The 23691-nt window shown below is 66.4% G+C and carries 24 protein-coding genes; 8 read left to right on the top strand and 16 right to left on the bottom strand.

All coding sequences use genetic code 11. The features are described from left to right. Window positions 1-20 precede the first annotated feature (20 nt). Complete coding sequence (locus tag ACQP1N_RS04480; protein WP_433229286.1) at window positions 21-170, top strand: hypothetical protein; 150 nt, start codon at window positions 21-23, stop codon at window positions 168-170. A 32-nt stretch (window positions 171-202) separates the two neighbouring features. Here ACQP1N_RS04480 and ACQP1N_RS04475 read toward each other — a convergent pair whose 3' ends face one another. The 13 genes from ACQP1N_RS04475 to ACQP1N_RS04415 all read right to left on the bottom strand — a co-directional run bounded on the left by ACQP1N_RS04475 (window position 203) and on the right by ACQP1N_RS04415 (window position 13554). Continuing rightward, on the bottom strand, window positions 203-1222 hold the full coding sequence (locus ACQP1N_RS04475) for a winged helix-turn-helix transcriptional regulator (protein WP_433229284.1): 1020 nt from the start codon (window positions 1220-1222) through the stop codon (window positions 203-205). Between the two features lie 809 nt (window positions 1223-2031). Continuing rightward, the gene (locus tag ACQP1N_RS04470) at window positions 2032-2463 is read right to left on the bottom strand and encodes an ATP-binding protein (RefSeq protein WP_433229282.1); all 432 of its coding nucleotides are present in this window, start codon (window positions 2461-2463) and stop codon (window positions 2032-2034) included. Window positions 2464-2658: 195 nt separating this feature from the next. Beyond that, window positions 2659-3636 (bottom strand): hypothetical protein, encoded by a 978-nt coding sequence (locus ACQP1N_RS04465; protein WP_433229281.1) that lies wholly within the window; start codon window positions 3634-3636, stop codon window positions 2659-2661. A gap of 176 nt (window positions 3637-3812) precedes the next feature. Beyond that, on the bottom strand, window positions 3813-4358 hold the full coding sequence (locus tag ACQP1N_RS04460; RefSeq protein WP_433229280.1) for a hypothetical protein: 546 nt from the start codon (window positions 4356-4358) through the stop codon (window positions 3813-3815). Further along, on the bottom strand, window positions 4355-5980 hold the full coding sequence (gene fxlM, locus ACQP1N_RS04455) for a methyltransferase, FxLD system (protein WP_433229278.1): 1626 nt from the start codon (window positions 5978-5980) through the stop codon (window positions 4355-4357). The genes ACQP1N_RS04460 and fxlM overlap by 4 nt, the downstream gene beginning before the upstream one ends. Further along, window positions 5962-7230 carry a lanthionine synthetase C family protein gene (locus tag ACQP1N_RS04450; RefSeq protein ID WP_433229276.1) on the bottom strand — a complete coding sequence of 423 codons (1269 nt, stop codon included), beginning with the start codon at window positions 7228-7230 and terminating at the stop codon, window positions 5962-5964. The genes fxlM and ACQP1N_RS04450 overlap by 19 nt, the downstream gene beginning before the upstream one ends. Continuing rightward, the gene (locus tag ACQP1N_RS04445) at window positions 7227-10310 is read right to left on the bottom strand and encodes a lantibiotic dehydratase (RefSeq protein WP_433229274.1); all 3084 of its coding nucleotides are present in this window, start codon (window positions 10308-10310) and stop codon (window positions 7227-7229) included. The genes ACQP1N_RS04450 and ACQP1N_RS04445 overlap by 4 nt, the downstream gene beginning before the upstream one ends. An 83-nt stretch (window positions 10311-10393) precedes the next feature. After that, entirely contained in the window at window positions 10394-10570 is a 177-nt protein-coding gene (locus ACQP1N_RS04440; protein ID WP_364545425.1) for an FxLD family lanthipeptide, read from the bottom strand. A gap of 158 nt (window positions 10571-10728) precedes the next feature. Continuing rightward, window positions 10729-11586: a helix-turn-helix domain-containing protein gene (locus ACQP1N_RS04435; RefSeq protein ID WP_433229273.1), complete on the bottom strand. Its 858-nt coding sequence runs from the start codon at window positions 11584-11586 to the stop codon at window positions 10729-10731. 23 nt (window positions 11587-11609) lie between these two features. Then, window positions 11610-12068, bottom strand: a complete 459-nt coding sequence (locus ACQP1N_RS04430; RefSeq protein ID WP_433229271.1) for a DUF6879 family protein — start codon at window positions 12066-12068, stop codon at window positions 11610-11612. 64 nt (window positions 12069-12132) lie between these two features. Beyond that, a complete protein-coding gene (locus ACQP1N_RS04425; protein ID WP_239067770.1) occupies window positions 12133-12429 on the bottom strand; it encodes a hypothetical protein in 297 nt (98 codons plus the stop codon). 157 nt (window positions 12430-12586) lie between these two features. Further along, complete coding sequence (locus ACQP1N_RS04420; protein ID WP_433229269.1) at window positions 12587-12976, bottom strand: hypothetical protein; 390 nt, start codon at window positions 12974-12976, stop codon at window positions 12587-12589. 5 nt (window positions 12977-12981) lie between these two features. Beyond that, window positions 12982-13554, bottom strand: coding sequence for an ATP-binding protein (locus ACQP1N_RS04415; protein ID WP_433229268.1), 573 nt, complete (start codon window positions 13552-13554; stop codon window positions 12982-12984). Window positions 13555-13777: 223 nt separating this feature from the next. On the opposite strand from ACQP1N_RS04415, the gene ACQP1N_RS04410 reads away from it, so the two are divergent. Continuing rightward, on the top strand, window positions 13778-15295 hold the full coding sequence (locus ACQP1N_RS04410) for a helix-turn-helix domain-containing protein (RefSeq protein WP_433229266.1): 1518 nt from the start codon (window positions 13778-13780) through the stop codon (window positions 15293-15295). Between the two features lies 1 nt (window position 15296). Then, complete coding sequence (locus ACQP1N_RS04405) at window positions 15297-16223, top strand: phosphotransferase (protein WP_433229264.1); 927 nt, start codon at window positions 15297-15299, stop codon at window positions 16221-16223. 105 nt (window positions 16224-16328) lie between these two features. Here the strand turns inward: ACQP1N_RS04405 and ACQP1N_RS04400 are convergent, their stop codons facing one another. The 3 genes from ACQP1N_RS04400 to ACQP1N_RS04390 all read right to left on the bottom strand — a co-directional run bounded on the left by ACQP1N_RS04400 (window position 16329) and on the right by ACQP1N_RS04390 (window position 19588). Continuing rightward, window positions 16329-16466, bottom strand: coding sequence for a hypothetical protein (locus ACQP1N_RS04400; RefSeq protein WP_433229262.1), 138 nt, complete (start codon window positions 16464-16466; stop codon window positions 16329-16331). A 40-nt stretch (window positions 16467-16506) separates the two neighbouring features. Then, window positions 16507-16905, bottom strand: coding sequence for a DUF6928 family protein (locus ACQP1N_RS04395; protein WP_433229261.1), 399 nt, complete (start codon window positions 16903-16905; stop codon window positions 16507-16509). Between the two features lie 187 nt (window positions 16906-17092). Next, window positions 17093-19588: an NACHT domain-containing protein gene (locus ACQP1N_RS04390; RefSeq protein ID WP_433229259.1), complete on the bottom strand. Its 2496-nt coding sequence runs from the start codon at window positions 19586-19588 to the stop codon at window positions 17093-17095. 115 nt (window positions 19589-19703) lie between these two features. Between ACQP1N_RS04390 and ACQP1N_RS04385 the strand changes: the two genes are divergently transcribed. The 5 genes from ACQP1N_RS04385 to ACQP1N_RS04365 all read left to right on the top strand — a co-directional run bounded on the left by ACQP1N_RS04385 (window position 19704) and on the right by ACQP1N_RS04365 (window position 23655). Further along, complete coding sequence (locus tag ACQP1N_RS04385; RefSeq protein ID WP_433229257.1) at window positions 19704-19940, top strand: hypothetical protein; 237 nt, start codon at window positions 19704-19706, stop codon at window positions 19938-19940. A 657-nt stretch (window positions 19941-20597) separates the two neighbouring features. Further along, complete coding sequence (locus ACQP1N_RS04380) at window positions 20598-21392, top strand: hypothetical protein (RefSeq protein ID WP_433229256.1); 795 nt, start codon at window positions 20598-20600, stop codon at window positions 21390-21392. Between the two features lie 250 nt (window positions 21393-21642). Further along, window positions 21643-22281, top strand: a complete 639-nt coding sequence (locus ACQP1N_RS04375; protein ID WP_433229254.1) for a hypothetical protein — start codon at window positions 21643-21645, stop codon at window positions 22279-22281. A gap of 136 nt (window positions 22282-22417) precedes the next feature. Continuing rightward, window positions 22418-22948: a hypothetical protein gene (locus ACQP1N_RS04370; protein ID WP_433229253.1), complete on the top strand. Its 531-nt coding sequence runs from the start codon at window positions 22418-22420 to the stop codon at window positions 22946-22948. Between the two features lie 8 nt (window positions 22949-22956). After that, window positions 22957-23655: an SAF domain-containing protein gene (locus ACQP1N_RS04365; protein ID WP_433229251.1), complete on the top strand. Its 699-nt coding sequence runs from the start codon at window positions 22957-22959 to the stop codon at window positions 23653-23655. The last annotated feature ends 36 nt before the right edge of the window (window positions 23656-23691 follow it).

Below are 23691 nucleotides of genomic sequence, written 5' to 3'. Positions count from 1 at the left end.
GCGCCGGGACGGTAGGGCACGTGGCCGGGGTGCTGCCGGTCGGCGTGCTCGCGGTCGGTGCGGTGGTCGGCGCGGTGGTGGTCGGGGTGGTGGGAACGGTGGTCATGGCATGGCTCCTTGGCGTGCGTGAATGGTCGGGACGCCGGGGGCGGGTGCGGGTCGCGCGGTGACCCGCCCCCGGGTGGCGGTCGGTGCGGGGCGATCAGCGCGCGGCGCGCCCGGCGCGGCGGCCGGTGGTGGCGGTGAACCGGCGGGGGCGTTCACACACCAGCTCGGCCTCACCGGCCTCGGTCAGCCGGTCCAGGGCGTTGGACACCGCCCCCGCCGAGTGCCCGATCACCTTGGCGATCTCGTGCGGGGTGAACGCCGCGCCCCGGTGCCCGGTCAGATGCGCGGCGACCTTCGCGCGCATCTCACCCGGCGCCGAACGCGGCGCGCCCGACGCGGTGCGCGGGCGCCCGTTGGCGGCGGCGCGCACCAGCCGCCGCACCAACCCCGACCCGCTGTAGGCGCCCTCGGCCGCCGACAGCGCCCCCGCACCGTCCCCGGCGTCCAGCGCGGTCAACGCCGCCCCGATGGCGTCCTGCAGGGCGGTCAGCGCGTCCCGCGCCTCGGCCACCGCCGCCGCGTCCATCCCCGCCCCCGCGTCCCCGGCGTCCGTGGGCTCGGTGGCGGGCGCGTCACCGGTGGGGGCGGTGACGGGGGCGGTGTCCGTGCCGGTCGGCGCGTCGGCGGTGTCCTGGTCGGTGGTGGGCGCCTCGGTCGGCGCGTCCTGCCCGGTGGCGGTGTCGTCGGCGGTCGGCGCGTCGCTGCTGACCGGCATGTCGGTGGTGGCGTCCGCGTCACCGGTCGGCGCGTCCGGGGCGGACGCGTCCGGCGTGTGGTCGGTGGCCGGGGTGTCGTCGGCGGTGGTGGCCGTGACCGGGTGCCAGGTGTCGGGCTGGCGCTTCCCGCCGTCCCGCCCGCCGCGCGTCCGGGCGGCGCGCCCGTCGCGCTCCAGGGCGGTCAGCGTCCGCGTGACGGTGGCGCGGCTGACACCCGACACCTCGGCCAGCGCGGTCACGGTCGCGCCGGGGTTGCCCGTCAGTGCGTCCCACACGTCCCCAGCCGCACCGGACGGGCGCGCCCCGCCCGTGACAGCGGCGGCGCCGTTTCCGGCGTTCTCGGTCCCTGTGACGCCGTTCCCGATGGCGCCATTCCCGGTGATGTTCTTCGCGGCCATTTCGTCTCCCATTTGGTGTGCCCGGCGGCCGATTTCCCGGCGCCGTTCCCGTTCATCGGGAGCTCGACCATTTCTCGATGCCGCGCCACTAGGCAAGCACCTTCGGCCACATTTTTAGTCACCTCAACGGCTGAACAACCTAACCAATCCCACCCGCGCCCGCTAAACCCGCCCGACGGTAAAGCAGATTTGCACCAATTCACACCCGGGCACCTCATCACGCGCGCGCCTTTTCGGAGTCCCGTGCACCAAAAGGCGCGGCGGCGCGGCCCGACGGCACCTCATGCGCGGCGTTTCACGCCTCTTCCCGCCTTTTCGACTCACGGGCGACGGCGACCTCGCACCTCGGGCGCAAAGGGTCTAGCGCTAAACTGCCGCCGGCGGGCCGGCATGCAGCTGATGTATCGATGAGAGAGGGAGGGACGGCAAGTCGACCAGAGGAAATAGGTAGAGGCCGGAGAAGAACCAGACCCACATCGCTAGCTATTACCAGGGGTCGTCCTGGTGACGAGTCGGGGCCACCAACAGAATATGCACCACCCGCTGCGACCTGCCCAGACGCCGTAAGCAGCACCTTCTGTTCATAGACAGAACCCCGAAAAGAAGATCGAAAAGAACCCCGAGAAGAAGCCTGAGAAGGCAGGCCCCCCGAGGCCGAGCACTCACCCCGCGCGAGCCGGTTCAGGAGCGCGTCGACCCCGTCCCGCAGACCCGCTCATGCGGGCCTGCGGGACGGAGTCTCCGGTACGAGCAGCGTCTTCTACGCTGTCCCCGAGGGGCCAGCCTGCTACCGACAGGCTGGGCCCTCCCTACGACGCCAGCGTCACCTGCTGCCCCGGGCCGTTCTGGGCGTGGCGGCGCAGGTCCATGTCGGCCCACACGGTGAAGCCGTCGCCGGGACTGCCGTGCACTCCCATCGTCAGGGCCAGCTTGGACACCGTGAGCAGGCCGTAGCCGCCCAACCGCGGCTCGCACCCCGGCGTCTCCGACCGGATCGTGGGCACGCAGCCCCCACCCAGGTCGGTCACCGCGATGTAGGCGACCTCGGACAGCGTGACCTCCAGGCCGAACCAGCCCCGGTCGCTGCCCGACCGCGAGTGCCGGACCGCATTTGTGGACAGTTCGGCCACCACCACGGCCACGTCCTCCTCACGGCCGGTCCCCTCGAACAGCGTCGCCGCGAACACCCGCGCCACACGCACCTGATCGGGCCGACCGGGGTAGACCCGACGCCACCGCATCGGCCCCGAACCCCGCAGCCATTCACCGGGAGAACACAAGCCCCAAGTTCCGTTTTCCACTTTCCCCGTTCCCTTCTTCGGCTGCGCCGAGTACGGCGACGCAACCGAATGACGTGATCGACAGCGCCCATTAACGAGCACCTCTCACGCCGGGTCAAGTGTCGACTACCGCCACTAGTCCGGTGGGGGCAGGGTTCAGCGAAGAAGGGGCGCATCTTTAGAGGAGCCGGGCGGCTTGGATCTATACAGAATTTCTGCCGTAGCGCGCCTACTCTCTTCGACCGCTGCGGACATTTCGGTACTCAGTGGTTCTGGTATGGCACCTCGGCCAAGGCCGGCAGACTGCACAGTTGAGGCAAGGTGTTCCTCTTGAGCTGCGGTGAGCTTTCCCTTGAGATCGTGATGTCGTAGGAGGTCTCGCGCAACGTAGCCGTCCTCGACGTCCAGAACTTCACTCACAATGCGACTGACTATTGGTTCGCCGTAAGCGGGCTCTTCAGCGCCACGGAGGCAGACTGCAGTAAGGGCCATGCGGACACGAAAGGTCGCAAGTCCCGGATTCGGCTCCAGGGCCAGGTACTCCTCGGCCGGAGTCGTGTCTGTGGCTCTCGGCGGGTGTCCGGCAGCGTGCAAGCAGAACATGGTCAGGCACGCCGCCACGGCCTGTTCCCACGCCTCGGGGGCAGTGCTTTGCTCGAGGGTCGCCAACGCTGCCTCCGGGTCTCCACCGAGCGCCTGGCTGACGATGGCGGCCTGCCGTCCGTCCAGGAGCCGGCGGCCGACACCCCGATGCTGCTGTGCGAATGCGGCCGCCTGCTCCCACCTGCCCGCCGCGACCAGGGCGCGGATGCCGTCGGCGAGCACGACGCCCCATAACCATTGGCACAGGTCGCGGTGCTCGTCCCCCGGACCGGTCAGCTCGCCGAGCGGGAGCTCCCGGCCGTCGATCCTTGCGGCTTCCCTCATCCGAACGGCTCGATACAACTTTCCGAGCTGGTTACAGGCCGCCTCCGGATTTCCAGCACGCATCCGGAGCCGTGAGAGATTGACGAGGGGTTCCAGCGCGTATCTTGCCGTTCGTGCGGTCAACGGCCGAGCGCACATGAACAGCTCGAACTGCTGTCGGCACAGGGAGCCAGCGAGTTCGGGCATGCCGCAGTCGCTGGCGATCAAGGCCGCACGGTTCTGTGCTGCCGCAGCCGCCGCGAGCCGATCAGCGGCGTCAGCCGCTCCGGTTGCGGTTCGCGCGAAGCCCGTGACCTCACGGATTCGTTCCTCAAGCGGCCGGCACGCTGGCCTGGGGCGAGCGACGAGAGGGAATGCCCGTGCGGCCCGACTCAGCGCGAGTGTCATTGCCAGGTGATGATGAGGCGTGTGTTCGGACGCTCGAAGACGAACCGGCCGGGTACCGGCTCCACCGCCTGCGCCGCCGCTTCGACCGGCTCGATCTCGAACTCGACGGGCCGGGATCGGTAGTCCTGGTCCCAGGTACCGATGGCGTCCGCCACACGGTTGGTCAGGGCGCGTCCGGTCGGGCCGTGACCGATGACCCCGACCTCGTACATCCGGCGGTTGCCGCTCGGCGCGTCCGGATCCTGCGGACGGAGGGTGAGATACGCGAGGTCGCCCTTGTCGGTCACCGCCATAGCGCCCCAGCCGAACTGGGGGCGAACCAGGCCTTCGTCGATCGCCGCATGCTCGACTGGCATCCGGCTCAACGCGTTGTCCATGACGCACGTGAGCCAAAGGTCGAGCCATTCGAATGATTCGTCTGCCCTGAACAGCACTCCTGTCCACGCCTCGCTGCGCGGGGTCTCCAGGACGCCGCTCAGCAACGACTCGTCCACGGCCTGCTCGCGGTTGGCGTGAAGGCACACCGTTCCGTCGGCGGTCACCCGGATAATGCGGCGGCGTCGTCGGCGATGCCCCGCAGGGGCATGAACGTGCACAACAGGCTGTTGCGGCTTAGCCAGCGCCCGTCGTCGCTGCCGTGATCGAAGGCGATCGAACGGGATACGCCTCCGCGCAGCCGCAGCGGGACGACGAGCCGGCCGCCGGGGGCGAGTTGGTCCAGCCACGGCAGGGGCAGGTCACCCGCTCCGACTGTGGCGATGATCCGCTCGTAGGGTGCCCCTTCGGGATGGCCGAGCGCGCCGTCGGCGAGGAGGACTTGGACGTTCTTGGTTCCGGCGGCGGCGAGGCCGTTCCGGGCACCGGTGACGATGTCCTCGTCAACATCGATCGTGGTGATGTGGCCTTCGTCCCCTACCAGGTGCGCGAGAAGAGCCGCATTGTATCCCGTACCGGCTCCGAGTTCGAGGACGCGCTGACCGGGCGCCGGCTGGAGCTGTTCGAGCATCATCGCGACGACCGTCGGCTGGGACGCGGCGCTGATCGAGACGCCGGCACCGTCCTGCTTGGTGTAGACGGCATCGTCGGCGTAAGCCTGCTCAAGCGGAACGCCGGGAACGAACGCGTGCCGGGGAACGGCGCGGAGGGCGGCCTCGACTCGCTCGCTGCGCACCGTCCCCTCGTCGCGCAGCTTGTCGACGAGGGCGTTCCGCAGACGGGTCGCGGTTTCCTCGCTGAGGTCGGGCGTTCGGCGGGTCTGGGTGTCCACCTCGGTGACACTAGGGTCGCCGCCGTCCGCGCCTGGCGTTGACGCGCCGTCGTGCAGGGTTCCCATGACTACCTCGCTTGTCAGTAGAGCCAGAGTGTGCTGATCGATGTAGGGCAGGCCAAGGCGGTTCCACTGGAAGATGACGTGGTGGGTCAGGACGGCCCGCAGCCCGCGTTCGAGTGCTCCATGCCCGGCAAGTTCGGCCAGCCGTTGTCCTGCCTGCTCGAAGACCGAGATCCAGGGGGCGATGTCGGCGAGAGGACCTTCATTGACGAGGTCGCTGCCTGGTCCGACGTCGACGGTCATGAGCTTGTGCACGGCCATCCTCAGCTGCGCGGACGGGGAGCGGCCGAGCTGGATGGGACGTTGCCGGGCGACGCGTCTCCAGACGTCTCCTTGCTCGTACCAGTCTTGTCCGGCGGCGCGCATCAGCACGCTGCACAGCAGGACGCCCAACTCCCGGCACCCCAGAGTGCGGCTGGCCGGCGGTCGCGCCAGGTGCGTGAGGACGTGGCGGCTGTCGTGATGGAACAGCTCGTGGGCGACTCGCATGCCAGCCTCGCCGCCGAACGCGACTGATTCAGGCTCGTAGATGCCCGTCCTCCAGCCGGAGAGCCGGTTCTCCGACGTCGCACGATTCAGAACGTCCGTGAAGTACGTCCGGACGGAATCGTCAGCGGGGAGGTAGCGAACTCGCCAGGACGGTGCTTTGCGGATGAAGAACCAGCGGCGGATCAGGCCGTGTTCTTCTGCACCGGACAGTGCGGGGCGCAGGACGTTCACTGCGGTGTCCTCTGCCGTGCGCCAGTCGGGGAAGTCGATGACGACCTGCGGCCAGTCGCCGGTGTCCATGGTCATTCCTTCCTCGAAGGCACTGGTCAGGCGATCAGTAGGCATGAGTCCCAGCCTGAGACGGGCGGCAAGTCGGACGATGCTGCGTGGAGGACGAGAGCAACGCCTGCGGCCCCTTCGAGGAATCCGAAGCATCCACCTGGTGGCTGGAGGAGTTCCGCGGCGAGTTGTTGCGCATCGGTGTCGTCCTCGATCAGCGCTTGCAGTGGCGACGGTTGGAAGCTCGACATGGGGATACTCGCGTCAGCTGCACAACGGCTCGCGATATGGGACAAGCCCGCATGGCCATGGCACAGTGACGCATCGGTTATCGCGGCGAGCTGTAGTGGATCGGTTAGGGCGCCGACAATGGCGCGTTCAGCCATCCCCCGGCACTCCTGGTCACCGACGGCGAGGGCCGCCAACTGCTGTGCACGCGCTACGCCTGCGGTTCCGTAGCACCAGGATGGGCGCGACGGGCTCGACGGAGTCGGCTGAGCGCCGCTCAACTGCGCACGGGTGACCCAGTAGGGCCACCAGGGGCGGGAGGCGTCGCCCTGTCGCCATCGGTCGAGCCAGTTGCAGATGCGAATGATGGCTTCGGCCTGACCGTCCACAGCGTTGCCGTCTCTCATCGTCAGCGCGAGTAACGCGAGTGGGCCGGCGATCCCGTGCGCCATGCCGGTGTTCGCGTGCCCGCCCGGGAACTCGGCGGAGAGGTGTCCCGAGGGCGCGAGGGTGGTCCACCAGCCGGGCAGCGGCTCGTCGTGATCCTGGACGGGTTCCGTGAGCCGAATTAGGTAGGCCAATGTCTCGGCGAGTAGCTGGCCGTTCACATCGCGCTGCCGCAGGTACGCGCCGATGCCGGTCAGACCACGGATGGCGTCAAATTCGGCCAAGGCGGGAAGCTGGCCGGCGTCCATGCGGGCATGTGCGGCGTCCAGGCGGCGGCGCGTTTCAGCGGCGATGTGACGGTCGAGGGTCTCCAGGGCGCGGGTATAACTGCCGAGTTCTCTGCTGGCCGCGTGTAGGGCGAACGCGACCGCCGGTGCCCCGTAGTGCAGGTGGGAGCCGTTGCCCGCATCGACACCGTCGACCGCCGCGGCGTCGAGCCACTCGTGGGCCCGCTGCCACGGTCCCAGCCCGGCGTAGGCACGTTCGATGTGCAGCAGCGCGACACCGACCGCGCCGACCGCGAGGGACTGGGGCCACCACCCGCCACGCAGTCCCATAGCGCGGACGACGGAAGGTGAGGAGAGCCGCTCAGCGATGCCGTCGGCTGCGGCTTGGGCCGCCTCCCTATTCAGCGGCATCATGCTTGTCGCCTCACGCGGCGAGCCGTCCACGCTTGGGCAGCAGCGCGGGCAAGCCGAAGAGAAGTGCGTTCATCGTCGGGATCAAGCCCAACAGCTCGCATGTGGTGGGCGTGCAGCAGTGAAGCAAGGACGGCGTCAGGATCGACGCTTTCGGTCTCGTGAAGAAGAGCGCGGTACGCCGCCAACGCCCGATCCCGAGATCTCCATGCGCCGACGATGGCTCGGCCGCCGGCAAGCGCACGCAACCTTGCCCAGTCGTCCGTCGGGTCGGCAAGGCGCACGGCTTCGTTCAGGACGTCGCGAGGTGTCGGCATGGGTGCCTTGGCCGTCGCGTGCCGCGCCACCCATGATGCCCCGAGTTCCGCACTGCCCGTGAAAGCGATGGCTATCGCCAGGAACTGGGCAGCCGTGAGGGCTTGAGGGTGGGCTCCGGACCGTTCGGTGAGCTGGGTTATGACAGCGTGCGAGTCGGCGCTGAACACGGCCTCTGCCGCTGCCATCAGCGGTCCGACTCCCCAGCGTCCGGTCTCGGGGTAGTAGGTGGCGAACTCGACGTCACGCAGAAGGCCAAGGCGTCGAAGTTGCTGCGCCCACGTGCCTACGCGGGCGGCAGCCGGCCCGAACTCCGACGCGTCGGACAAGGCGATCCGGAGGCGTACGTGCGGCTCAGGGGTGTGGTAGCGGATGAACCACCAGCCGGGCTGCTCATCCCAAGTGGCAAGAAGGGCGGGAACCTGCCGGGCCATCAGTTCCCATTGGTGCTCTGGAGACCCGTACAGCTTGGCGAGCAGCCAGGCCGATGCTCCGGGAACATGCCCATCGCCGCGTCCGGCCACCTGCACGCCGATGGGCTGGCGCGCCTTCGTGGCGCGGGTGGCTGTCAGTTGGACGACGATTTCGTGGGCGCGTCCGTCACACCATCCGTAGGCATCGGATTCTGCGGCTTCATCGAGGAGCACCCTCCTCGCCGTCCGCAGGCTGGCACGGAGCAGCGCGAGTTGGCCTCGGTCAGCGAAGTCCAGCAGCAGCCGGCGATCCCCTTGCACCAGCAGAACCGCACGAGGAAGCCGCCGACGGGCGCTCCACCGCTGGAAGGCGGCTTTCCACTGTGGCCACGGGACGTCTTCCGCAGGGAGATCCGCCGCATCGAGGGTCCAGCGCGCTGGCGAGAGGATCGTGCGCCGGTATCGAATCCGCGGCAGGAACGGCAGGCAACCGGCCGAGCCCCAGTCGAACCCTGTGACCACGGCGGTCTGTGCTCTGCTGATCTCCGCAAGGAAACGCGCGATCGGTGGCGTGTGCGCCCGTAGGTCGAGAGCATGAGGCACCACCGGTTCAACAAGCCGCCCGAGACTCCTGGAGGTCAGGTAGAGCCGTTCGCCATCGCAGCCGACCGCAAGGCCGTCTAGCGGAACGTGCGTGCTGGCTCCCGTTGGGTGCTCGGCCAGGCTGAGGACGTATGGCAGCAACTCGGGGACGCGGCTGACGTTTCCAGCGCTGTCATTGAGCGGGGCAAACGAGAGCTGGACGGGCAGCGCATCGGCCTCTTGCGTTGGAAGCTTCTCGAACGCGCGCCTCAGAGGTGCTTGGTCGGCTTGGCTGAGCGTGCCAATGAACCGGCCGGTCATGGTGGCCGCGCCTCGGGAGACGCCGGTAACGGCGAGGGAGAAGTCACCGTCGTTAGCCGCCGTCACCGATGCCGCACGCAGCTGAAAGGACATCTCCAGGTGGGCCGACCATTGACGCGTTTCGTCCGACGCAAGCTGTTCGAGCGCCCGCTCGTCTAGGACGACCTCGTCATGTCCGTCGAGGACGGCGGCCTGCGCCAGCGCCATCATTCGCTCATCACGCTCGGACAATCGCGGACGAGGCTGGGTCGCAGCGCCTAGATATCCGGCCGGGAGCCCGAGCCCGACGTCCGGATTCACCAATTCCAAGACGGGCACGAGCGTGCCGATGCCATAACGCTCGAAGAAGCGGGTGTGGTACGTCTGCCATGCCCGTGTTCCATGCGGATGGGCGGTCAACCGGGCGAGCGCGGAAGCTGCGGCTTCAGCCTCGCATGCGACGTGACGAGGCAGAACGAGGCGGCTGTCGAGATGCAGGTCCAAGGCAATCGGCGGGGCAGGCCCGGCGCTGAGATCCCTCATCCGGGACGTGGCATCGGTCCGCGTGCGTCGCCTGGTCGCAGGTTCGGCAGTGTCGTTGTGCCGCGTGAGTTCACCCTGGATTTGGCGTAGCCGAGCCAGTTGGTCCCTTGCCCGCGGAATGTCGTCCACCGGGGCAGCGTCGAGCTGCCCGATCACATGCCCGAGCACGTCGACGACCGTGGAAGCCGGACGGAGGCTGCTGATCAGGACGTGCTGTTTCGCCAAGTCGGCAAGCATCTCGGCGATCGATGGCAACGACACCGAAGGAAACTCCGCGGCGAGTCTCGCGGCGAGTTGGCCGCACCGAATCGGCGACCGGGCAGCTTCGACGGCCAACTGGACTGCCGTCGTGTGTCGAACTGAGACCTCGGCCGTAGGAGGGCGGCGCCGGTCATAGTTCCGAGACGGATACGGCACGATCAATCGATCGCCGCGCTGAAGGCACAGGGCGTTGGTCACCAAGTGGAGTCGTAGGAAGAGTTCCGGGCACGATTCCAACGGCATGATCACGTCCGCCAGCCAAGCCCCGCTGGGACGCGCGACAACGCGGTGATGATCGCCCCAGCGGCAGGTCAGTCTCTCGCCGAACGATGCCGGGGCCACCCCGGCGAACAGGCCGAAGGGGGTGGCCCGGCCCGTCATCCGCAGGACGTATCGAGCCACAGACGACGCTGCCCGCCGTACCCGTCGAGCATCGGGAGCCTCCGCCGCGAATACCGTCCGCACTTCCTGCGCGAGCACAGGGCTGGCGTGGCCGATCGCGTCGGTGACCGCGTCGATCGCCCAGACGTTCCGCAGCCACGTGAGCCACTGGGCAACATGTCTCGGAGAGTCCACAGAGAGATCAGGGCACGCTGGCACCGGTAGTTCCGTCAACGCGGCGGCACGCAGGAACGCAGAGTCGTCGCATCGATACAACCGGCCGTCCACCGTGCCCCTTCCTCGTCCGAACATCCATGCCTTGGCCCAGGTACCGCCGAGAGCCTGAACTCCCTGGTGCCGGTGCGTCGGCTTCAGCCGACGTTGGTGGCGCAGGCCTTGGGACAGGAGCTGCCGCAGTTGTCGTCCGTCAGGTTGATCAGGGAGGCGGCGGCATCGCTGGACTCGAGGATCCGGATGTCCAAGTCGAACGGGTCCTCGTGCGCCGTCTGCCCGGCGGACGGGAGGGGCTCCATCGTGCTGTGGCTCATCTGCTGGTCCTTCCGTTCGTTGGAACGCTCGGTAGGTACAGGCCCCCGGTGCCGCTGACGGTCGGTGATGGCCGCTGTTCGGTCGCCGCTGGGCGATGCAGTGCGACGTTAAGAGCAGTGGAATCGGCGCGGCGATGAGTGTGACCAGATGTGACAGGTCACTTCTGGTCATCCAGGAATTCGACGGCGTCTTGGAGGAGCCTCCGGGCGTGTGCCCCGTAGACGGCTTCGTCCGCCAGCGAGCCGAAGACCTGCCCGTACATGGCGATCTCCCGCGGGTTGGTGATGGTCAGGTAGCCGGAGACGAGCTCGACGCTGACCTGCTCGCCGTCGTAGATCCAGAAGTCCTCGGCCGGGCGAATCTCGCGGTCCGGCCTCATCGGGACGATCCCCAGCGACACCGCCGGCTGGGAGGCCGCTTCAGCGAGGTAGGCAAGCTGCTCCCGCATCACGTCCATGCCGCCGACCCCCGTCCGCAGAACCGACTCCTCGACCAGGAACGCGAACGTACGTCCGGGCCGGTGGAGGAGCTGCTTGCGTTCCATGCGGACGGCGACAGCGGCCTCGACATCGTCGATCAGCCCGCGGCGCCGCCGCACCGCCCGCAACACGGCCCGGGTGTAGTCCTCGGTCTGGAGAAGGCCAGGGAGCAACCACGACGAGTAAGACCGGAATACGCGGGTCCGCTCGAACAACGGGAGGACGGACTCCTGCGCCCGCTTCAGCCCGCTGCGCTCCATACGGCGCCACTCGACCCACATGCCCTCGGCGGTCCGCAACGACGCGACCAGGTCGCTGGCCTGGTCGTCGGCCCGGCACACGCGACACCACGTCCTGATGTCCTCGGCGGACGGCGGGCGGCGAGCATGCTCGATCTGGGAGACCTTTGTCCGATCCCATCCGGCTTCCGCGGCGAGCGCCTTAGCGGTCAGCCCGGCATCGGTGCGGATCTCCTTCAGCTGATCGGCGAGCGCCTGCCGGGCGGCCTGTGCTGACGACGAGGGCGAGCTGGGCACGATGGCGGGTCCAGTGGTATCGGTCAGGCCGGCCGGTAGTCCTCGTGCGGGATCGCCCGTTCCCACACGGCCTCGAACGCCGTCAGGCACAACGACACCAGGACCGGCTCGTCGCGATTCTCAGGCTGCTTGAGCGACGAGCCGTCCCCGGCGAAATGGTTGAACTGCACCACCCGGTCGTCGAACACCCAGTAATCGTTCAGCGGCACGGCCAGATCAAGCGCACGGCGACGGGGCAACCACCGCACCTGCTCACCGGCGGCCACGTTCATCGGCGTGACGCCGTGCTCGAACCAGATGTAGTCGGTGACCGGCTCGGAGACGATCCGGGCACGGCGAACAGACACGCCACGCGCGACCAACGGCGCCACGAGGTCGATCCAGTCGCGTCCCCACTCGATCGGGTCGAAGCGATCGCCGTCCCGCCACCTCAGGAAGTCGGGATTAGCGGGGGTGTAGACATCCCGCTGCTCCAAGTGCACGGCGGAGAACCGGCACCCGGTCAGCAGAGAGGTGAACGACTCGGGAACCGACGCTCCGGTCTCCTCATTCGCCGTGGCGGCCTGGCCCGCGCCTCCCTCGCTCGTACGTGCCATTGATCGCCTCCAGGATGATGTCCTTCATCACCGGCGGCAGCTTCACCACCACCTCGTGCTCGCCGATCGGGCTGTGCCCAGCGACCTCGGCCAGCGCTCGCGGGTCGGTGACCTGCTCGCCCTGGAACCAGACGTCGCCGGTGTCCTCATCGACGTAGACGGCCGGGCACTCATTGGTCGGGGTGTCCGGCGTGATACCAACGAAACTTAGTCGCACGACAGCCTCCAGCGTCGCGAGTGTGACCAAGGGTGACGCCCGCCTGCTCGACTTTCACCCGCACCCCGAACACCGTCAAGTCTCCAGACGGACGGACCCTGCAACCGTCGTGGAACACTCGTAAGGCAATCGGGCAGCGCGGAAGACGAGGTCCTCAAGCCACGTAACCCCAGGTCGGATGGACTAATTACGGCGAGAGATCGGGGACAAGGCGGACGGCCGCGATGAGATGCGAAGCGGCCCCCGGGATGTCAGCGACGGGGCACAGCGGCTCGAACCAACCGCCGACAACGACGCCGCCACGGGACGCCGTTCGCCTCCATTGCCAGTACAGGACGTGTCGGCCGGGCCACGGCAGGCACCAGACGGTCCGGTTGGAACGCGGATCGGTGCCGACGAGGCGGGCCGACACCGAGACGGTGGACGGCGCCCATTCCCATGTGCTGGCCGCGCACAGGCCAGCATCGCTGAGGTTGTCGACGAGATCGCGCGCCAATTCGAAACGGTCGGGCGAACCGAACCGAGGCTCACGGATCGGCCACCCGCCACCGGCTCCCAGGTCGTAACGCCTTCCCACAGCGCTCAACTCCCCGGCAGCGCGAAGGCCACGGCCTTGCCCGGTCGCCCGGTTGAGGAGACGACAGTGGGATACGCCTTGCATCGGCCGCCTGAAATCCGGTGGACGATGGCCAGGCCATGGCCGCTCTCCTGCGGCACCTCGTCCGGAACGCAGTCCGACGTCTCGGTCCGGCGCAGCTTCTCGAAGATCTCCGGAATGCCGAACAGTCCAGCATCACCATCAACGACCTCGCACCAGGCCGGACGTCCGGTGACGATCACGAAGCGGATCTCGTAAGGCCCGCCGGCATAGGAGACGGCGTTGGCGGCAAGCTCACCAACGGCCAGCTCGGCATCGTCGACATCGCCTTCGTCCGCACCGACGTTCCGCAGGACCTCCCGGACCGCCGCCCTAGCGTGACGCGCGGTCCGTTCGTCCGGAAGGCCATGGGCCTCCAGACGGAGACCGGCGCACTCCGTCCCCTCGATCACGGGCTCGTCGGTCTGTTCGGCTATCACCTCCCGCTCGGACCCGGGGGACTCCGCCACAACCACACCTCCTGAACGGTTCTGGCTGCCTCGCAGCCCGCTGACCATGTCTGAGTGCTAGAACAGTGACGCAGAGTCAGCGGATCTCCAATCGCGGGTAATCCACGAATCCGCAGAAACCGTGGAGCAAACACGGAAACCGACTTCGAACCCGTGGACGATCCGCCAGACCACCATGCGCGCCGGTCAGGCAGCGGTTCGGGCCGATCAGGGCCGTCTACGCTGAAGGCACTGGCACCCGGCCTCAGCGGAACAGCATGGGGAGAAGCGAATGGCGCGAGGAGAGCATGCACCGTCCTGCGCACGCCGGTGGCGCGAGCGGGCCCAGGCCGAGGAATGGCGGACGTGGGAACTGGTGCAGGCCATCCACCGCTGCTGCGGAGTGAGCCTGCTCAAGGCCCATCGCCTCGCCCATGGCTGGACGGCCCAAGCCGCCATCGACCACCTGACCGAGCTGTGCGAACACGAGCACCTCGGAGAGCCGCATGCCAACATCGATCTGCTGAACGTGTGGGAGAACGGCCGAGGCCGCCCACGGCCAGAGACCGTCGACCGGCTCTCCAGGCTGTACCGGGCGAACCCCATCCGCCTCGGCCTGGCCGCCGACTATTCAGACGATGCCGTCGCCGACGAGGCCGCAATCGTCCCCGGCCCACGCACTCCACCACCCTCGCTTCCCACCCCGCACGTACCGGTGCTCACCCCCAGCGCCCTGCATAATCCCGGGCCGCTCCACGAACCCAAGGACGAGACCAGTCGGCGAGCTCTGTTCAACGACGTCATGATCGGGAACGCCCGGGTCTCCCGCGGGCGCCTGATGGCGGAAGTGGACACGCTTCGGCAGCAGATGGACCGGACCCTGGCTTCCGGCACCGTCACCGAGGAACAGATGGACCATCTTGAGCAGACGGTCTTGCGCTGCCGCCGTGACTACCTGACCACGCCGCCCTTGCCGATGCTGTGCCAGCTCATGCTGGAGTTCAGCGATGTCCGCAGCCTCGCCTCCCAGCGGCAATCGGGCCCAATCCAATGCCGGCTCTCGCGGGTCGCCGCCACATTGGCGATCCTCAGCGCAGACGCCCTGATGAAGCTGGGAGACATCCGCCAAGCGCGCGCCTGGTACGGCACCGCCAAGACGGCCGCCGACGACACCGGCGACCCTCAACTCCGCGCCTTAGTCCGTGCGCAGGAGGCGATGCTGCCTTACTACTACGGCGATCCAGCCGAGACGGTGAGCCTCGCGAGAGAGGCCCAAGCCCTCGGTCGTGCCAAGCCCTCGTCGCCCACGGCACTCGCCGCAGCCGCCGAAGGGCGTGCTCTGGCCCGCATCGGCGACCAAAAGGCCGCCACCGCCGCGCTCGCCCAGGCCCAGCGGCTCTTCTCCCAGATCAAAGGCCGCAACACCGGGGCGCTGGCTTTCGACTTCACCGAGCAGCGCCTCTACCTGTACATGAGCGGCGCCCACGCGCACCTACCCGACCTGCAACGCGCTCAAGCAGTACACGACACGGCCTCGGCATTGTGCCGCCCGACCAGTCCGGGAATCGACCCCGCACTGATCAGACTCGACCGGGCGACGACACTCGCCCGCAGTGCGAGGGAGGCCGAGGCATGCGAACTCGCGACGCAGACCCTCCTGGCGCTGCCGCCGGAACAGCGAACGACCATCGTGTTCGTTCGCGCCCGAGACGTCCGCTCCGCCATCCCCTCCAGCCGCCGACGTGACAAGGCCCTGAACACCTTTGAAGAGGCATTGGCCCTGGACACCGCCGCGATCCCCGGTCACTGAGATGCCCAACCAACTCACCGGTGCGACCAACCTCCGCCAGCGCGCCCACCAGATACTCGACGACGCCTGCAACCGAGCCGGCCTCGACCCGACCGGCGCCGAACTCCTACGGCTGCGCAGCAACGCGGTATTCAAAATCCGCGCGCCAATCATCGCTCGGATTGCCACGGCCCCCACCGCTGCCGAGCGGCTCCCCACCGTCCTAGCGGTCACGCGCTGGCTCGCCGACCGCGGTTTCCCGACCGTACGGCCAGCCGACGGAATCATCGGTCAACCGATGAACGTCGACGGCGCCACCGTCACCTTCTGGCACTACGTCCCCACCGCACCGGCCCCCGCCACCACAACCGACCTCGGCCGACTACTCCGAGCCCTCCACACCGGCCCAACGCCACCATTTCAGCTCCGGAAACTGACAGATCCGCTGGCGAGCATCCGCACAACCGTCCAGCACCAACTCGGCGTCCTCAACGACGACGATCGAGCTTGGCTCACCGACCGCATCGCCGACCTCACCAACGCCTGGCTCGCCCTGCCGTTCCGCGAGCCCCCGGCACTTCTGCACGGCGACGCGTGGATAGACAACCTGCTCCGCCACGAGGACGGCCGCGTGATCCTCGGCGACTGGGACAGCGTCGCCCTCGGCCCCCGCGAGTGGGACCTGATCCACAGCTACCACGGCGAACGCCGCTTCGGCCTCTCACCCACAGACGTGAACGACTTCGCCACCGCCTACGGCGACGACCTCCGCGAGTGGGACGGCTACGAAACCCTCATGCAGATCCGCGACATCTATGCCATCGGCATCCACATCCGCAACGCCCCCGGCGACCCCTTCTCCCGCCGAGAACTAGCCCACCGCTTCAGTTGCCTAAGAGTTGACGACACACGCACCCGCTGGCATATGAAAGACGGCAGCAACCTGTGAAGCACAGCGGACTTTGCGAGCCTCGATGGTCGACATCCAATTCGAACGGCTCCCGCATCTGATCATCGTGGAGCATCTCTGCTGGCGTCACACCTACTGATGGGGTCAAAGGTCATCAAGGCTGACTTCGTGCATCTTCCCATCCGGCCCTGCCTGGAAGGCCTTGATCGGACCCATGTTCTTGACTGCCTCGGCATAGGCGGCTTCACGTCCGGCCTGTTCGCGTCCGAGCGGGTCAGTCACTCGGAACCCGTGCATGGGGATCTCATCGCCTTCGATGTCGTCAGCCTCGGGCTACCTTCGATGACGAAACCGACAGGGCGCGCAGGGCACCCTCCCCCATCTCCAGCGAATGGAACGGCAGCGGATACGGGTCCTCGTCCCACTCCGGATCCAGTTCGACAGCGCGTTCACCCGCCCAGTAGGGCCGCTCGAACTCCAGTGGTTCGCCGATGTTCTCCATGATCCCTCTGTCCGGGGACAGGCTCAGCGACCGCACCAGAGTCCCGTTCTCCCAGATCGCGAACGCCAGCCAGTCGACGACCGAGTGCATCCCGTGCATGATGATCCGCCGGGCCTCACCAAGCCGGAAGAGGTGCATGGGCAGGGCCGACGGGTAGTTGTGCACGAGCCTACGGTCGACGACCAGATCGGCTCCGGGCAGTGCGGCAGCATAGGTCACATCGTCGGGCGGGTAGGTGTTATCGAGGGTGCTGTCCGCGGCTGCTCCTCAGGACTCTTCGTGCCGGAATCGGGCCCTGCCGTCGTCGGTGCAGGAGCAGGTGGACCGGAACTTATGACAACATGCCCTCTGGAGCCCCCGTGTTCAATCTCCTGGACGGCAAGGCCGAAGGAGCCGATGGGCTGTGTCAGGCTGCGACGTGATCGCCATCAGCGTTTAGGGCGAGGCGTCTCAAGAGTGTGTCCGCTCTGGAGTTGAGGTGCTCCTGAATGAGGCGATGGGGAAAGGCGAATCCGCAGCCAACCCGGCGGACCAGCGTCTGCCCTTCAGCTTCGCTGAGGAATCTCACATATCGGAGAGGCGCATTCCCCCTTCGATAGAGCAGCCAGCGCAAAGTACAATGCCGAAGGAACGTCTCCCCACCATAGGTCATGACGGATAAGGGAATCCACCAGGTGAGAAATACCTGCAGGAGGATTACCAGGGGCGATCCGACTACTTCTTCTTCATATGAGAACTCGGTGGCCAGCAGGATGCCCGCGGCGATCGATGCGAATAAAGAGAGCACCAGTACCACTACGGCATTAAAGCCAACCCGGCGCATGGCCTGGTTGGGCCGCGTTCGGTTGAAACTCGCACTGGGCTCCTGCCTTGCGGCCACCTCCATCGTCGCCCATAACGCCATGGCGAATCCGGCGAGTATCGAGATTTTCCAGCCGGAGCCCCAGGTGAAGATGAATCCGCCGATCCATCCGCACGTAAATGGAATAACAGTCGCTCGAGAGAATTCCCAATTAAGATTGTCGAGCGGTTCAATCCTTGACGTCCATATCTCTTTCTCGAATTGACTTGCCCTAAACTTGCCCACGAGATACGGATACAAGGAGACCAGCATGACGGTTGTTATTAACATCATATAGATTGGAGCTTGAGTAGCGAACAGCCACGAGAATGATACGATCGTTCCAAGCCAGAGAGTGACTTTAAACGTAAGAAAATCGCGCACCTTCTGGCGATCAGCAGGAATGGCTAGTACCTCGGGCTGCAGCAGCTCTACGTAGAGAATGTCTTCGTCTCGACTGGTCATGGTCCGTGCGAGCCAGGTGAGCCACTCTACCGTCTGACGAGGGCTATATTTCGTTGAGTGTTCAGTGAGCATTCGGCGGAGGTAGGCGTCGAAAACTCTGCGTTCCCATTGGTCGGCGTTCCCGGACCGGAGTTCGGCCGCATGCTCCCCCGAGTAAGTGTGATAGACGATATTGAGCATCAATGGAGAGCGAAGGAGTTCCCAGAGGTTCTGGTTCACTTTCAGTGCATTGAATACACCTGCCAGTGCCTCCGCGTTGGTAGCCAGATAGTCCTGGACTTGTTGCCGGGTGGGCCTATCGATCTCGACATAGAGGGAGGAATTTATTTTACGTGTCAGACGATAGTCCCTGCTTCGCGCACTGACTACGATACCCTTGCATTCTTCTCGATGGCGCCGTACTTGTCGAGCGCATTCCCTGCGATGCTTTTGAGGGACGCGATCTAGGCCATCGAGGAGCGGCAAAATCATTGCTTCGTCAAGCCAGGCCCGAAGGATCCTCTTATTTATCCCGCCGTACGTGCGATGGACTTCGGTTATGATCCAGTCCGCAAGCGGCTCGCCGCGGTAGCTCGAAAGGCTCAGTAGGATCGGGATAGGCGGACAGTCCGACAGGTCCTTTAGCTCCGGGCCCGAATCGTCAAGGCCAATGATAGCCTCATCGGCCAGTTGATAGGCGAGCCTAGCCATCTGTATAGATTTTCCGCAACCGGGCTCTGCGAGTAGGACCAGCCCGTCGTCCGCATCTTCATACAACGCCCTTATGTTTGGCCAGCCGAGTTCCTGCCGGGGAAGTTCGCCTGCGGCTCCGCCCATGCCGCGCGACCTAGCCGGGCCGCCGGGAATTGGTGCCAGGCGAGTGAATGCTGGAGCGAGGTAGAGTGGGCGCTCCGCCCAATCGGCAATTTCCTGCGCCCGTCTGCGAACTTTCTTCAGCATAATTCGATATTGTCGCCTCGCGATATTGACTCTGCGGCGCCACAGCAACCAGATAGCAGCCGCTGCGATCATGAGGCCGATGGCAACAGGAAAAACATACTCGAGCTCGCTAAGAAGAGGAGCGGAAAGAAGCAGGGGTGCTGCTATCGCGATGGCAATACACGCCACCGCGAACGGCCTGCGCGCGCCGAAACGAGAGAACATTCGGCGCAAGTCCCAATCCGCCACCGAGCGGGCAGAGATGTCCACCTTTGCCTCGTCCAGGTCGACCCCTGGCAGAGGCAGGTATTCACCAAGTTCCAAGCCCTGCTCGTAACGGCGGTTGGCTCCCTCCCAACGCTTCTTCCAGACAACAGGATCGCCGCCCAGCGCCACGACGATCGCCTGGCAGACCTCCCAGCTGAAGCTCTTCGTGCCCGAGAAGACATTCGACATGTGGGCAGCCGACACCGCCGCTTTCTTCCCGAGTTCGTTCTGCCCGAGCCGATCCGCTGGCTGGAGGGGGTCGTACAGCTCGTCGTAGATGAGACAAGCCAGGGCGCCCCACGGCGCGGCAGCCCGGTTGCCGGCATCGGGTTCAGGCCGCTTTATGCCCTTGGGCCTCCTGCCACCACGGCCCTTGATCCGCCGACGCGGCTCCTCTGCGGACATCTTCATCCATTCACTCATTCACTGCTGGTCAGAGCGTCTTTCCGGCAACCGTCACATGCGTCTAGACCTGAAGGCACCGGTCGGGCCCGGCCTCCCATCCAACACGCGAGAAGGTGACAAGGTGGACGTCTTCAACCCCCACGAGATGCATCTGCTGGTACTCCTGGCACTCGGCTTCGGTCGTGCTCTGCTCCAGCGGCTCACGGTCGTCGTGGCGCTGGCACTGGTTTTGCGCGACAGCACGCCGGACGAACGTCCGGTGCTGCTCAACAGCTTCGCTGAGTGCCTGCGCTTCATGCCCCCATCTGGCCTCCGGGCCTGGCGCCGGCACGAGCGTCGGAACGGTCGTCGCAAGTAGCCTCCATCGGGTGGGTGCCGCAGTAGTTGCATGCTGCGGCACTCAACCCAACCTTACTGGCGTAATGCCTGTGAGTGGTAGCTTCGGGACAATACGTCGTAACCTGGCGTGCACCTTTCGGGCACCATGTTGAAGTAGACATCTCACGGGCGAAGGTCACTTCGGTGACGTTGACGTCCTGCGCGGTGGCCAGTGCCACCTGCTCCACCGCGCCCGTTCCGATCCGCACGGCTTCGGTGCCCCAATGATCGGCTAAGCGGACCCCGCCCTCAAGGGGATGGGAAACGGTGGGGATTACCGGGTCCAGCCCAGCGGCGCATTCGGTTATGCAGACTTATCACCCTCGCAATGCCGAGCATTGCACTAGGCGAGGTGGTAGTCGGAGCGCACCCGCCTCTCTAGCCAGGTTTGCCAAGCCTATGACGAAGTCCCGATACCGGGAGAGTGACCAGGTCAGGCGGCTTTTGAGCACGGAAGACGGCTTTACCTTCGAAGCTGCAACTGGCGCTCGATCCTAAGTCTTCGCAGGTCAGGGCGATTCTGAGCAGTCCATGAGCACTTCGTAAGCACGTTCGGGGGCCTACGAAGTGCTCATGAAGTGCTCATGGCGGGGCGGACAACTGACGCCATCGATCCGTCACGACCCTCGGGGGCGTCATGAACAACCACCAGAGCAACCACCAGCGTCCGATCCGCGCGACCGCCGGCGTGTACGGCCAGAACGCGCTGAGCATCGCCGAGCGATCCTTCCAGCTGCTGACCACCGGTCCGAGCCCGCTGGCGGTCGACGGTGAAGCCGTCGGGCACGGCCTGCCCGCTCGGGCCATCGACCTGAGCGAACTCCGCGTGCTGCTGCTGGAGAAGTCCGCATCGGACGAGCTCAAGGACGCCACGTGGCGGGAGCTCGTTCACAGGGCGCGGTCCGGTGACCCCGCGTGGGTGGTGGGCTGCGTCGGTGTGGCGATGCCGGGTCTGAAGAGCACCGCCGCGCGGGTGATCCGGTCGAGCCCGAGCCGGCTCGTCGACGACATCGTGTCGGAGCTGCTCACGGAGTTCGTCTCGCAGCTGGCGCGCATCGACATCGACCGTCCGCACATCGCAGCGCGGCTGATGCTGTGGGCGCGCAAGGGAGCGCTGCGGGCTCGCGGACGGGACGCCCGCCAGGTCCCCTGCGACCCGAGCGAGCTGCCCGCTCTCCCACCGGTCTCTGACGTCGACCCGGTCGTCCTGCTGCTGGAAGCCGCGCGGCAGGAAATCATCACTTCGGCCGCCGCTGAGCTCATCATCGCGACGCGGCTGGACGGTCTGTCCGTCCAGTGCCTGGCCAAGGACAGCGGGGTGCCGGCAAGCCGCTTGTACAAGCGGCGGCAGGCTGCGGAGGACCGTCTCCTGGCTGCATTTCGGGATGGCCGAATCTCGGCGATGTCCATCGCTCCTGACGCGGAAATGTGAACTCCAACGAGGACCTCTTCCGGTGCCGGTTCGTTGGCGCACGGAACGCATTTCGACCATATGGGACAGATGGTCAAGCCGACCAATGTCTCTTGGCCTCGCATGTGCGGGGATTTACCCTCATCGCGGCGTGACTCGGAGTCAAAATGCTTCGCTTGCGCCTACGATCGCTCGACGTCGCCTTGCCGGTGCCGTTGCTATGAAGATCGCGACAGCACCGGCGGGTGACCCAAAACATGGAGGTGTGACGTTGACCGGAATCGATCGACAGGCAGCGCATCGGCTCTGCTGGATCGGTGCCGCATGCGCTGTGCTAGCGCTGGCGGGTTGTAAGAGCGATAGTCAGGCCGTCGCCCTGCCATCGCCGAGCAACGTGCCCGCCTCCCCACAGTCTCCCGTTTCGGAAGACGAGGCGGTCAAGCGCGTCTACACGTCCTTCATCGCCATACTCGACCATGCCGACTCCCTTCCCGAGAGCTCTCGGAAGCAGCAATTGACCACACTGATGGTCGAGCCCCAGCTTTCGCGCGTTCTGAAACGAGCCGAGGAACTGGAAAGCAAGAACCTCACCTCATACGGGAAGGTCATCGTTCACATCACGAGCGTGGATGTCACCGGGAATGATGCGACCCTGCGTGACTGTCAGGACTCCAGCAAGGCCGGCATCATGAACAAGGGCACGCGCAAGAAGATCAACCGAGGGGTCGAGAAGGGAAACACCAAGGCGTACCTGGTTAGGTCCGCCGATGGGAAGTGGCGCGTCAGCAAGTACGTTGTCCTGGGCGAGGGCTGCTGCCATGGTATCCGTCTCCTCTGCTGTGCTAACCAGTGGCGCACTCCTGATGCAGCCTATTTTGGCTCCTCCGCCCCGCGACCCGATTCCTCCTGAAGCCAACCTGAACGGATATGGCTTCGGAGCGCAGGATGATGGGCGCCCTGGGAGCAGCAAATCCGGCTCGCACCCGACCGAGGCAAGTGCCCCCGTCGACGAATCGCACGACATCGGACCGCACGATTGCCGGACGTTGAGCGATGACGTGGAGGTATGCACACCGGTTCGCAAGAAGTCCGCGAAGGTGTCCCCGGCGGAGTTGGCATTGAGTAGATGGACGCGGATGCCGATCCCCACGCCGGTGGTGCGGACGGCACCACCTCGCCGATCAGCCGGTCTCGTGGGTCTGCCGGAGTGGTTCTGGGTGACGAATTCCCGGCCGATCAGCGGCCGGACGACAGCGCGCGACGTGTGGGTGGAAGTGACGGCCAGGCCGCAGAGCCTGACGATCGATCCCGGCTACGGACATCGCGTCGTGCGCTGCGTCGGAGTGGGCACGGCGTACGACAAGTCTCGTCCGGCGTCAGCGCAGCGCACCGATTGCTCGTACACGTTCCAGCGGTCGTCGGCGCATGAGCCGGGTGGCGCGTATCGAGTGCGGGTGACGGTGACGTGGGGCGGTACGTGGCGGGGTTCCGACGGGTCGGGCGGGGCGCTGCCGCCGTTGACGCGTTCAACGAGTTTCCGGCTGCGAGTGGCCGAGGCACAGGGTCTGTACGGATGAGGAGCACGATGAGATTCAGCGGCGGCACGCTGCCCAAGCCGGCGGTTCCGAAGCTGACCGGCGGACCGTTGCCCACGTCGTCGAAGCGACTGGCGCGGCAGCGGCGGCCCGGCTGGATCGCGTCCGGGGTGATGCTGCTGGTGTTCGCCATGGCGGCGAATGTCTACCTGTTCCGTTCAGCCGGAGAGCGGATGCCGGTGGTACGAGTGGCACGCGACGTTCCTGTAGGGCACAGCATCGTCCAAGCCGATCTGGACGTGGTACGGGTGGCGACGGATTCGCCCGGGGCGACGATTCCGCAGCGTCAACTGCGGGAGGTGATCGGGCAGCGCGCCGCCGTGGGGTTGCGGAAGGGAACGTTCCTGGCGGCCTCACAGTTGACAGCCCAGCAGAGTCCGCAGCGCGGGCAGGCGCTGGTGACGGTGCCGCTGAAGGCCGGCGCCGTACCGTCAGGCCTAGCGCCTGGGTGGCACGTCCGCGTGGTCTTCGCCTCCGGCGAGCAGAGCGCTGATGCCGGTTCGGTGCGGAGCCGCGTCCAGGTCGGTGTGCTGCGGGACGTCACGGGCGTGGTCGACCAGGTGGAGCGCCCCGACGCCGAGGGAGCGGTGGCGGTATCGCTACTTGTGGCCGATTCGGACAGCAGCACGGTGGCTCGGCAGGCAGCAGCCGGATCGGTCGTGCTCGTGGTGACCGAAAGGAGAGGTTGAAGCGATGGGGCTGTGCTGCCTGATCTCTCCCGGTGG

Source organism: Actinomadura formosensis, assembly GCF_050948385.1.
GTDB lineage: Bacteria > Actinomycetota > Actinomycetes > Streptosporangiales > Streptosporangiaceae > Spirillospora > Spirillospora formosensis.
This window is presented reverse-complemented; position numbering and strand designations above follow the sequence as displayed.

Coding starts and splice junctions, on each gene's coding strand:
- ACQP1N_RS04475 (WP_433229284.1), bottom strand. CDS start 1,222: ATGGCCGCGAAGAACATCACCGGGAATGGCGCCATCGGGAACGGCGTC.
- ACQP1N_RS04470 (WP_433229282.1), bottom strand. CDS start 2,463: ATGCGGTGGCGTCGGGTCTACCCCGGTCGGCCCGATCAGGTGCGTGTG.
- fxlM (WP_433229278.1), bottom strand. CDS start 5,980: ATGCCTACTGATCGCCTGACCAGTGCCTTCGAGGAAGGAATGACCATG.
- ACQP1N_RS04450 (WP_433229276.1), bottom strand. CDS start 7,230: ATGATGCCGCTGAATAGGGAGGCGGCCCAAGCCGCAGCCGACGGCATC.
- ACQP1N_RS04440 (WP_364545425.1), bottom strand. CDS start 10,570: ATGAGCCACAGCACGATGGAGCCCCTCCCGTCCGCCGGGCAGACGGCG.
- ACQP1N_RS04415 (WP_433229268.1), bottom strand. CDS start 13,554: ATGGTCAGCGGGCTGCGAGGCAGCCAGAACCGTTCAGGAGGTGTGGTT.
- ACQP1N_RS04410 (WP_433229266.1), top strand. CDS start 13,778: ATGGCGCGAGGAGAGCATGCACCGTCCTGCGCACGCCGGTGGCGCGAG.
- ACQP1N_RS04405 (WP_433229264.1), top strand. CDS start 15,297: ATGCCCAACCAACTCACCGGTGCGACCAACCTCCGCCAGCGCGCCCAC.
- ACQP1N_RS04390 (WP_433229259.1), bottom strand. CDS start 19,588: ATGAAGATGTCCGCAGAGGAGCCGCGTCGGCGGATCAAGGGCCGTGGT.
- ACQP1N_RS04380 (WP_433229256.1), top strand. CDS start 20,598: ATGAACAACCACCAGAGCAACCACCAGCGTCCGATCCGCGCGACCGCC.
- ACQP1N_RS04365 (WP_433229251.1), top strand. CDS start 22,957: ATGAGATTCAGCGGCGGCACGCTGCCCAAGCCGGCGGTTCCGAAGCTG.